The sequence below is a fragment of the Liquorilactobacillus satsumensis DSM 16230 = JCM 12392 genome, assembly GCF_001435195.1.
Classification (GTDB): Bacteria; Bacillota; Bacilli; order Lactobacillales; family Lactobacillaceae; genus Liquorilactobacillus; species Liquorilactobacillus satsumensis.
On sequence record NZ_AZFQ01000044.1, the window covers coordinates 38,264 to 48,693 of the forward strand.

General features: G+C 42.4%; 8 protein-coding genes. 4 read left to right on the top strand and 4 right to left on the bottom strand.

Annotated features, from left to right (window positions below; genetic code table 11):
- Positions 1–99: 99 nt before the first annotated feature.
- Genes fni through mvk form a run of 4 tightly spaced genes read right to left on the bottom strand, consistent with a single transcriptional unit; the run spans position 100 to position 4,199 of the window.
- Entirely contained in the window at positions 100–1,128 is a 1,029-nt protein-coding gene (gene fni, locus FD50_RS07080; protein WP_056960950.1) for a type 2 isopentenyl-diphosphate Delta-isomerase, read from the bottom strand.
- Positions 1,129–1,153: 25 nt separating this feature from the next.
- Positions 1,154–2,227, bottom strand: coding sequence for a phosphomevalonate kinase (locus FD50_RS07085; protein WP_056960992.1), 1,074 nt, complete (start codon positions 2,225–2,227; stop codon positions 1,154–1,156).
- A 31-nt stretch (positions 2,228–2,258) separates the two neighbouring features.
- A complete protein-coding gene (mvaD, locus tag FD50_RS07090) occupies positions 2,259–3,236 on the bottom strand; it encodes a diphosphomevalonate decarboxylase (protein WP_056960951.1) in 978 nt (325 codons plus the stop codon).
- The gene (mvk, locus tag FD50_RS07095) at positions 3,237–4,199 is read right to left on the bottom strand and encodes a mevalonate kinase (protein WP_056960952.1); all 963 of its coding nucleotides are present in this window, start codon (positions 4,197–4,199) and stop codon (positions 3,237–3,239) included.
- Between the two features lie 255 nt (positions 4,200–4,454).
- Here mvk and FD50_RS07100 point away from each other — a divergent pair, with 255 nt between their 5' ends.
- The 4 genes from FD50_RS07100 (at position 4,455) to asnS (ending at position 10,356) form a co-directional block, all read left to right on the top strand.
- Positions 4,455–7,247 carry a helicase C-terminal domain-containing protein gene (locus tag FD50_RS07100; protein WP_056960953.1) on the top strand — a complete coding sequence of 931 codons (2,793 nt, stop codon included), beginning with the start codon at positions 4,455–4,457 and terminating at the stop codon, positions 7,245–7,247.
- A gap of 89 nt (positions 7,248–7,336) precedes the next feature.
- Positions 7,337–7,843: a cell wall elongation regulator TseB-like domain-containing protein gene (locus FD50_RS07105; RefSeq protein WP_228889649.1), complete on the top strand. Its 507-nt coding sequence runs from the start codon at positions 7,337–7,339 to the stop codon at positions 7,841–7,843.
- 17 nt (positions 7,844–7,860) lie between these two features.
- Positions 7,861–9,042, top strand: a complete 1,182-nt coding sequence (locus FD50_RS07110) for a pyridoxal phosphate-dependent aminotransferase (protein ID WP_056960954.1) — start codon at positions 7,861–7,863, stop codon at positions 9,040–9,042.
- Positions 9,043–9,054: 12 nt separating this feature from the next.
- Positions 9,055–10,356, top strand: a complete 1,302-nt coding sequence (gene asnS / locus FD50_RS07115) for an asparagine--tRNA ligase (protein WP_056960955.1) — start codon at positions 9,055–9,057, stop codon at positions 10,354–10,356.
- Positions 10,357–10,430 lie beyond the last annotated feature (74 nt).

The following is a 10,430-nucleotide window of genomic DNA, read 5'->3' on the forward strand; positions in this document are numbered from 1 at the left end:
GTTAACTTTTGTCACAGCCCCTAGTTTTGCTTGTTATTAATCAGAAAAAGGTTTAACTTTCCAGCAAAGCTTAATGCGCAAGCTGCGAGTTAAAACGGGTTATTTAAGTTGTTCTTTAAAACTAAGCAAGTCAGGTGCAAGCACGTATGGAACTTGTCTTAATTCTTTGATGTTATGACAGCCCAGTACAGTCATAATAGCGCGAATTTGCTGTTTTAAGGTATTGATTAAGGTAACAAGGCCAGCAATATCCTCCTTTAGGACTGTGTGCAAAAAGAGACCTGCAATACCCACGTTATCTGCTCCTAAGACAAGACACTTCACGATGTCAAGGGAAGTCCGAATTCCCCCAGAAGCAGTGAATGAAAAATCAGCTTGAAAAGGTTGACTTGCCACTAAAGTTTCTGCGGTCGTCAGTCCAAAATCATTAAGTACCGAAAAATCCATTTCATGGAGTCTTTGATTTTCAATCTGTGCAAAGTTTGTGCCACCACGACCGGAAAGATCAACATAATGGACACCCAGTGTTTTTAGTTTCTTCAAAGTTTGCGGTGAAATTCCGAAGCCAACTTCCTTAACAATTACTGGGACAGCTAACTGCTGGACGACCTCACGAATATTTCGACTCCAAAAAAATTCAGTGTCACCTTCAGGCATAATTATTTCCTGAACCGCATTGAGATGCAACTCAAGCAAATCCGCATTCAGCATCTTTACAGCCTGTTTTGCATCATGCAATCCGTGTCCTGCGCCTAAATTGCCTATTACAATTCCTTGAGGAAGCTCCTGCCGCACTGTTTGAAAGCTGGCTGCGGCCGCTGGAGAATTGAGTGCAATACTCTGAGAGCCAGTTGCCATTGCCAGACCTGTTTGAGCAGCTGCGGCTGCCAGTTTTTGATTTATACGCGCAGTTTGTTTACTTCCACCAGACATTGCGTTAATAAAGAAGGGTGTTTCAACTTTGAGACCGGCTAACTGCGTTGAAAGGTCAATTTCTGCAGCAGAAATTTCAGGCAGGTTATTCGGCAGCAGACGAACTTGCTCTAAACCGTTTGCGGCAACTTGACAGTATTGCTTTTCCGCAATAAAGACGTGCTCATCTTTGCGGTGTGCATGTTGTTCATCCATATCATTGGGCTCCCTTCAACGTAGGTTAGTCATTAACTTGATGGACATGTAGGTTAAGCGGAACAATTCCAGCTTTTTCCCAAGCTAACTTTAACTTGGTGGTGTCCAATTGTTTATTGATTACAACAATTCCGCAATCTCCACCGCCAGCACCCGAGGTTTTGGCGGCTCCTTGTGCAGCTTCTGCTGATTCGCAAAGGCGGTGTAACAAGGGAGTTTCGATTTCAACTGCACTTAGTTTGCCTAATTGCTTAAGCAACTGGCGGTTGAATCTAATTTCATTTTGAATTAAAGCAATGCTCTTCGAACGGAAACCAGTTATCATGCGGCTGATACATTGCTTACTATCAGTTAAAAACTGTTGATAAGCAGCTCTTTGTTCGGCTTTTTTTAAACCAACGGCATCGACTAAGTGTGAGGTTGACGCCGGTGAGCCAGTCCAGCCAATGAGCAGTTGCAGATTAGCTGGCGGATCTAACAGTTCAATCTGCAAAGCTGGCCACGCAAGGGTGATCAACTTGCGTAAGGAATAGATTTTACGTGCAGCTTTGAGCCACTCGCGGTCAAATGAGCGATAGGCAATCCAGCCACCATAGACACTGGCTGCAATATCGCCTAAGGAGCCGTTTCCTTGAATATCCAGATGTGCAATTGCAGCTAATTTAAAAAGTTGATCCTTAGTCATTGCAAGATCATAAAAGCGACAAAGTGCCTTGACCGTTGCAACTGTGACTGCAGCAGAACTCCCGAGTCCATACTTTTTTCCATCGGGACTGTCAAGGTCACTGTCAATCCCTAGGTGATAACATTTCATTTCTTTTCCCAAAGATTGTGCATATATTTCGGTCAGTCGAATTGCTGACAGAATGTAATGAAAAGGATTGTCACGATTGTCGAACACCATGTTGTTTCCTTCACGTTTCCAATAAAGCGAATTTTCCTGATATTGTCTGGAATTGATGGAGCCAAAGTCGCTGCTTTCTTCGACGGTTACAGTGACAAACTGATTTAATGCCACTAAGATTGCCGGGAAACCTGTTTCGACAACTGCATATTCGCCTGCAATATAGAGTTTCCCCGGAGCTTTAACGGTAATCAAAAAATCATGTCCCTTCAACGAATAAATTAATTTATGGTTTGTCAATAAGTTTGACGCCTGGACCTGGACCTGCAACTACTAATCTTTCTTGCGAAAAAGAGGGTGCTAGAGCAGCTAAAATTGTTTGAATATCTTTATTTTGACAGATAATTTTAACATTTGGTCCCGCATCTAAAGTATAATAACAAAAAATGCCGTTGGAACGCAAATCAGCAACAATTTTCATCACTTGCAGACTAGCAGGTTCAAAATAACTAAAATGCGGATGGGCGCTGGCATTAAGTGCGTGCATCTTCATTGCATTTTCTTCTGCAATGGTTCCGACTTGCCTGAAGTCCCTTTTTTTAATGGCTTTTTTCATGGCTGCAAGGTCTTGTGCAGCGGTTTTACGCCACGCTGAGTAGTAAGGAGAGGTCGCGACAACTCGCTGCATTCCTACACTGCTGGAAATCTTTTTTTGTTTTGCACTGATTACTACCGCAATCATGCTGAGATCCCAAGCAACGTTTTCCTCAAACGGAACGGCATATGAAGTTGCATCATCACTTCCTTGCTGCCACTCAACAAAGCCGCCGTAGATTGAACGTGTAGCTGACCCAGAGCCGCGACGTGCAAGCCGAGAAAGTGAGCGTGAGTCAAGGACTAAACCTGCAGCACGACTTGCAGCCAATGCAAGTGCTGCAAAAGCCGAAGCTGAGGAAGCTAGCCCTGCGGCGGAAGGAACATGATTTTCAGAGTTAATCATGGCAAAACGAGTTTCACCTGTTTTTTCACGCAGTACTTTCATAAAGTGGGTTACCTTTAAGCTTGAAGATTCTTTATTATTCAGCCTAAAAATATCTTGTTTTAAAGTCGAATCAAAAAAAACGCTCGTATCTGTATAAAATTTATCGAGTGTTAAAGAAAGACTGCTATTCATTGGAATGATAAGGTCTTGGTCTAGTTTACCCCAATACTTAATCAAAGCAATGTTTGTGTGTGCACGTGCTGTATATTTTGGGGATTGCATTTAGTTGACCTCCTCCTTGGCACGCAGCGCTAGTGGCTGCACCCAAGTTTGTGGCACACCTAATTTTTTGAGCTGGGCACCTGCTTTTTTGGCGGTTATTTGATCAGGCATTAAGCAGATAAAGCAGCCACCACGCCCCCCACCAGTTAGTTTGCTGCCCAAAGAACCCAATGTACGGCTTGCATGGATTAAATGATCAAGCTTTTGGGTACTAACACCCAATGATCTAAGTTGCTCCTGAGCTTTGTCGAAAGTTTTCCCTAGACCGCAAATTTCGTTTTTAGCAAGCTGTTCTTTAGCAGCCAAAGTTAATTCTGATAATTTGTCAAGGACTTGGTTGGTTTCATGTGGTGCATTTTTTAGGCGTGTACGAACGCTGGCCACAGCTTCACTGGTACGTCCCTTAATACCGCTGTCGCAGATTAAAAGACAACCGTCCATTTTAATTGGAATCGGTGTGAGTTCACGGTCTTTAACCATCCAAATCGGGTTGGTGCTCGCAGCGGTTGCGGCATCCAGACCACTTGGAGTTCCGTGCATATCAATTTCCGAAACATTAGCTAGCTGTAAGAGTTCAGTGTGTGAGAGCTTCCAGCCAAAATAATTATAAAGGGCACGGATCAGTGCAACCGCAGTTGCAGCCGAGGAACCCATGCCACGTTCAGCTGGGAGATCGCTCTTGATTGTTAATTCAAACTGAGCATCGAGTGCATGGTGTTCATTTAAAATTAATGAAATCAAATGCTGCAGACCGTACATCGTATGAGGCATTTGGCGAATGGCCCCTTCGAAGTAGCGACTGCGGATCATTTGGATTGGGGAAGGCACACTGCTAATTCTTACGCGAGTGGTGACTTCCGAAAGCGGAAGTGCGATCGCAGGTTTTCCATAAACGACAGAGTGTTCTCCAATTAAAATGATCTTAGCATGACTTCTTCCGCGTGCAGAATGCATACTGAACATACTCAAAATAATGCTTCCTTTCCAATTCTTTATTCGACGCCAATTTTATCATACTACAAAAGAAACAATAACTTGTATTGATTGTCTTCTTCTTTCCTGAATGTTAAGCAAATAGAATTATACATATTTATGTCAGGATTGACAATAAAGAGTAGTGCACACATCCAAGTGTTCCACACTGACTGTCACATGTACGAAAAAAAGTGTTTTTGTGATAGAATTGCGATTAGAGAATGCGAGAAAGTCGGTGGAACAATGAGCCCAGCACCAATGTATGCAGTTGTTGATATTGAAACTACGGGAACAGCGATGGACGGAAGTAACCGCATTATTCAATTCAGTTGCGTTTTAGTTAAAGATAAAAAGATCGCAAATGTTTTTAGTACAATGGTTAATCCAGTTATGAAAATTCCTGAAGAAGTTCAACAACTAACGGGAATTACAGCACGCGATGTGCGTAAAGCGCCCCTGTTTGATGATCTGGCGGCGACTATTTATGAATTGCTGCAAGGCACAGTCTTTGTGGCACACAATATTAATTTTGATTATCGTTTTTTAAACAGAGAGTTAGAACGGTGCGGATATCCGGCATTAGAAATAGCAGGGGTGGATACCGTCCAGCTTAGCCAAATCTTATTGCCAACACTTCCAAGCTATCGGCTGGCTTATTTGGGAAGATATTTGAATATTGTTCATGCACATCCGCATCATGCAGATAGTGATGCCATGGTAACAGCTCAATTGCTACTTTTTTTATTGAAGCAAATCGAAAATTTACCGGTTCATTTGCTAGCCCAGATTTGTAGATACAAAAATGCGTTGTTGTTTCAAACGGGTGAATGTTTTGCCAATGTATTGAAGCGCAAGCAGCGGTTAGGAGAACCGGTCCCAGATTATTTGCAAAATGCTGCGGGGATTTTACTGCGTCGGAACGAACGGAGCATGCAGAAACGACAAACGAGCGTTTTTCCTGTGAGTGATAAAGATAAGAAAAAATTATTTTTGCATTTTCTTGATTGGCGTAAAGCGCAATCTGAAATGATGAATCAAGTTTACGGTTTTTTAAAAGATGATCTTTTGCAGCGTGTAATCGTAGAGGCTCCTACTGGTTTAGGAAAGACGCTTGGCTACATGATTCCTGCAGCATATGCCGCACAAAAGCGGGGCAGTGTGGTCATCTCAACGGCGACGACTGCCTTACAAACTCAACTGGTCGAGCAAGTCATTCCATTGATGAAACAGATTTTGCCTTTTGAATTTGAAGCTGCAGTCTTAAAGGGCAGCCGGAACTATCTTGATCTGGAAAAATTTGCGCGCTCATTGAAACAAGTTCAAAGTGCTCAAACACGTTTGCTGCAGCTGCGACTATTAGTGTGGCTAACAATCACCAAAACTGGTGATCTCACTGAATTGCACCTGACGAAGTATCAGAATCCACTTTTTGATGAGATTCGTCATCATGGACCAGTTTCGCTTGATAGTAATAGTCCATTTTTTGAATTCGATTTTGTTCAGCGGCAGCAATTATTAGTGAAAAGTGCAGATTTAATTATTACCAACCATGCTTACTTGGTGCGGCACGCAACTGAACTGGGAGAATTGCAAAAAAGAGACTTGATTGTTGATGAGGCACAGCATTTAGGCAGTATTGCACTTAAAGCCAACCGTGACGTCATTGATTTTGATGAGCTTAAAATTATTTGTGATAATTTACTGGTCAAAATGGAGTCACATGTTTCATTTTCTTTGCAAGAGGTCCAGACACAGCAATTTTTAACAACGGCTGAAAAACAAGAATTGCTGCGGACAGTCCGGTTGGTGGATCAAAGAATTCCACAGCTGCGTGCCAAGCTGTTTGAACGTTTTGTCAACGCAGCGCCTTTTACGACGGTTTTCTATGAGGAAACGCTTAGACTAAGTAAATTTCTCGGATTTGTTAAAGAAAATTTGGGAGACATCAAACAAATTAGTAAAACACGTGCACGGTTAACTCAGATTTTTAGCAAACTTGAACAGCGGTTTGCAGAGTATCGAAATGAAGGACGGCTGGACAAGGCTGCTGAAATCTTTTTGTTTGAATTAACGGAACAAGGCCAAAGTCTCTTGGAAGCGTTGAAGTCTTGGGAACGGCTTTCTCTTACGGAGCTAGAAAAACTTTCTGATGAGATGCTGGTTAGTATCTCGCTGCCCTTAAACCAAGCTGGTGCGCATCTGCGCTTACAATTTAGTATTTTTAGAACGAAAAACTTTTTGGAACCAGTTGTTTATGCAAATTTCCGACATGTCCTTTTTGTAGGTGCAAGTTTAAGGCTCCCGGGATCTCCACGCTATATGCTAGACCAGTTGGATCTCGATTATGATACGCAACTGATTCACCTTGACGGTGTGTTTGATTATGGAAAACAAGCGCTGGCGTTGCTTGTGGCCGATGCTCCTGATATTTCACGTAACGTTGATGAATATACAAAATATATCGGAAAAACATTGACGAAGATTCTTGCACATAGTGCTAAAAGAATAATGGTCCTCTTTAATTCATTAGCCATGATTCAAAAAGTCTATGAGCAGTTAAAGAAAAATGGTGTGAATGATAAGCGGGTGCTGCTGGCTCAAGGAATCACTGGCAGTAATGAAAAAATCATTAAAAGCTTTAAACTTGAACCAAATGCAGTGCTGCTAGGTTCTGGCGCTTTTTGGGAGGGAATCGATCTTCCTAAAGATAAGCTTGAACTTTTGGTAATTACACGACTGCCCTTTCAACCACCTGATACGCTGCTCAATCGTGCTAAATACAGTGCCATTGAACACGAAGGGCGAAACTCATTTACTGAACTTGCCTTACCAGAAACGATGATGCGTTTGAAGCAAGGGTTTGGACGCTTAATCAGAACTCCAACCGATCGAGGGGTGTTGATTGTTCTTGACAGCCGTGTTGTTTCACGAACATATGGTCCAAAGTTACGTTCCGTTTTTCCAGCAGAATTACCAGTCAAGATGATTACAACTGCTGAAATTGAAGAGTATTTAAGTAATTTTTGGAAAAAATAAAAAAACGGCGGGTTCAAAATGATTTTATTTATTGGTATAATTAACTGGATGTCTGAATTGAATTTTAACCAGTAAAAGAGATGGAAAGCATGCAAAGAATGAGACAAGTGAAACGGAAAAACACGAGAACAAGAAAATTGATCAGTATTGCAATTTTAGTAGTGCTCGTTTGCGGGGGCCTAATTGTTTATTGGCAAGCAGGTGCACCTAAAAGAGCCGCACAGGCGAATGCTGTGAGCTTTGCACGCAAGTATGCTGGGTTAAAGAATGAAACGAACTTTTATCTTTTTAACCGCAAGGCGACATACTTCACTGTTGCAGGCACTAATACCAAGGGTCAGCAAGTGTATGTCATTATTGCTAAAAAAGGTGGACGCACGGTTGTTCTTAATCAAAGTGCCGGAATCAGTGAACAACGAGCAAGTTCTTTGGTGAAAAGCCAAGAAAAATCCAGTCGGGTTTTGAAGACTAACCTCGGAATATGGCAGAAAAAGCCAGTTTGGGAAGTCACGTATTTGAATCGAAGTGGTAAACTGTGTTATACACTGTTTGCATTTAAAAATGGGAAGACAGTTAAAGAAATTCAAAATCTTTAGAGTATGAGGGTGAATAGATGAAGATCTCAAACAGAGTTAAGCAAATTCAACCGTCTGCAACGCTTGCACTTTCAGCGAAGGCAAAGGAAATGTCTGCTGCAGGGATTGACGTGATCAATCTTGGAATTGGTGAGCCGGACTTTAATACGCCACAACAGATCAAACAGGCGGCAATTGCAGCCATTAAAGCTGGAAAATCGGATTTTTATACTCCAGCAACGGGTATTCCCGCATTAAAACAGGCCATTTGTGATCGCATTGCTGCTGATTATCAGGTGACTTATCAACCTAGTGAAGTTGCAGTGACAGTCGGCGGCAAATTCTCGCTGTATGTACTTGCACAGACTTTGCTTGATGAAGGCGATGAGGTACTGATTCCTTTGCCTTACTGGGTTAGTTATGGAGAACAGGTTAAACTTGCAGGCGGAGTACCGGTCTTCGTGCAGCCTGAAGATGGGCGAAAAGTTGGAGTTGCAGCTTTGGAAAAAGCACGCACTGCACGGACTCGGATTTTGATTATTAATTCACCGCAAAATCCATCTGGGTTAATCTACACTAAAGACGAGCTGCAAGCAATTGGTGAGTGGGCAGTGGCGCATGAGGTGATCTTAATCACTGATGATATGTACGGCAAGCTTGTGTACAATGGAAATCATTTTACGTCGTTGATTGAACTTGGACAAAGTATCAGGGAACAGACGATCCTTGTCAGTGGTCTTTCAAAGGCTTATGCCATGACTGGGTGGCGAATTGGGTACACAGTCGCACCCAAAGAAGTCATCAAAAAGATGGGGACCGTGATTGGACATGCAACGAGTAATCTTGCAGCTGTAAGTCAATATGCAGCTTTGGCGGCATTAACAGGTGATCAAAGTGTCGTTGAGCAAATGCGGCTTGCATTTGAAAAACGCTTGAATACTGTTTATCCCTTATTAACAGCAATTCCGGGGATTAAATTGACAGATAAGCCTGAAGGAGCTTTTTATCTCTTCCCTGACGTTGCCGAGGCTGTTAAAATGACCGGATTTGCTACAACTGAGGATTTTGTGAATGCTTTGTTAGAAGAAGCACACGTAGCTGTCGTTGTCGGAAGTGCATTTGGGATGCCTACGCATGTCAGACTGAGTTATGCAACTGATTTGGCAGATTTAAAGGAAGCAATGCACAGAATAAAGAAGTTTATTGAAAAACACATGTAGGGGGAGACTTGGTTGGAAACAATTAGTATTATAGATGCAAGCAAACACGTTGATGAAGAAGTCAGAATCGGAGTATGGCTGACAAATAAGCGCTCTAGCGGGAAAATTGCTTTCTTGCAGTTGCGCGATGGAACTGCTTTTTTCCAAGGAGTGGTTGTAAAAAGTAACGTGAGTGCAGCAGTCTTTGCCCTCGCAAAGGAAGTTCGTCAAGAAGAAAGTCTTTACGTGACAGGAACAATTCATCAAGACAAACGCTCGCATTTCGGCTATGAAATTGAAATCTCTGAAATTGAAAAAGTCGGAGCTAGTGAGGATTATCCAATTACACCCAAGGAACATGGGGTTGATTTCTTGATGGATCACAGGCATCTGTGGTTGCGTTCCAAACGACAATTCGCAGTTATGCAGATTAGAAATGAAATTATTCGTGCAACCTACGAATTCTTTAATAAAGAAGGTTTCATTAAAATTGATGCCCCGATCTTAACAGGCTCGGCACCAGAAGGAACCACTGAATTATTTCACACAAAATATTTTGATAAAGATGCCTATTTATCACAATCAGGTCAGCTTTATGAAGAAGCAGGTGCAATGGCTTATGGGAAAGTCTTTTCTTTTGGACCGACTTTCCGCGCCGAAAAGTCAAAAACACGCAGACATTTGATTGAATTTTGGATGATTGAACCTGAAATGGCATTCATGCACCAGGAACAAAGTTTGGAAGTTCAAGAGCGTTACATTGCATTTTTGGTTCAAGGTGTGCTGGATAATTGTCAGTACGAGTTGAAATTGCTTGAACGAGATCCTGAAGTTTTACGGCGGTATACGGAACTTCCATATCCCCGAATTTCCTATGATGAGGCGATTCAGCTATTAACTGATTCAGGCGAATTTCCGGATGTCAAGTGGGGGGATGACTTTGGTTCACCAGAAGAGACGTTCCTGGCTGAGCATTTTAGCAAACCAGTTTTTGTGGTAAACTACCCTAAGGCAATCAAGCCGTTCTACATGAAGCCACATCCAACGCGTACAGATGTTGTGATCTGTGCAGATCTGCTTGCACCTGAAGGCTATGGGGAGATCATTGGGGGTTCGGAAAGAGCAACCGATGTCCGCTATCTGACTGAGCAGATCAAAAAAGCAGGACTTGATGAAAAAGATTACGAATGGTATTTGGACTTGCGCCGGTATGGGAGTGTGCCGCATTCAGGCTTTGGACTTGGTTTAGAACGTGCAGTCACATGGATTACAGGTGAAGAGCATATTCGCGAAGCAATTCCGTTTCCAAGGTTGCTTAACCGAATTTATCCGTAAGGCAGACGATTTCAAAGTGGCGGGGGATTTTATAATATCTTGGCTACTTTTTATTTTTCTAAATAGAGTGGGGG

Bases quoted from the DNA above. Each gene is read 5' to 3' on its own strand.
- fni (WP_056960950.1), bottom strand. From the start codon at position 1,128: ATGGATGAACAACATGCACACCGCAAAGATGAGCACGTCTTTATTGCG.
- mvaD (WP_056960951.1), bottom strand. From the start codon at position 3,236: ATGCAATCCCCAAAATATACAGCACGTGCACACACAAACATTGCTTTG.
- mvk (WP_056960952.1), bottom strand. From the start codon at position 4,199: ATGTTCAGTATGCATTCTGCACGCGGAAGAAGTCATGCTAAGATCATT.
- FD50_RS07100 (WP_056960953.1), top strand. From the start codon at position 4,455: ATGAGCCCAGCACCAATGTATGCAGTTGTTGATATTGAAACTACGGGA.
- FD50_RS07105 (WP_228889649.1), top strand. From the start codon at position 7,337: ATGCAAAGAATGAGACAAGTGAAACGGAAAAACACGAGAACAAGAAAA.
- FD50_RS07110 (WP_056960954.1), top strand. From the start codon at position 7,861: ATGAAGATCTCAAACAGAGTTAAGCAAATTCAACCGTCTGCAACGCTT.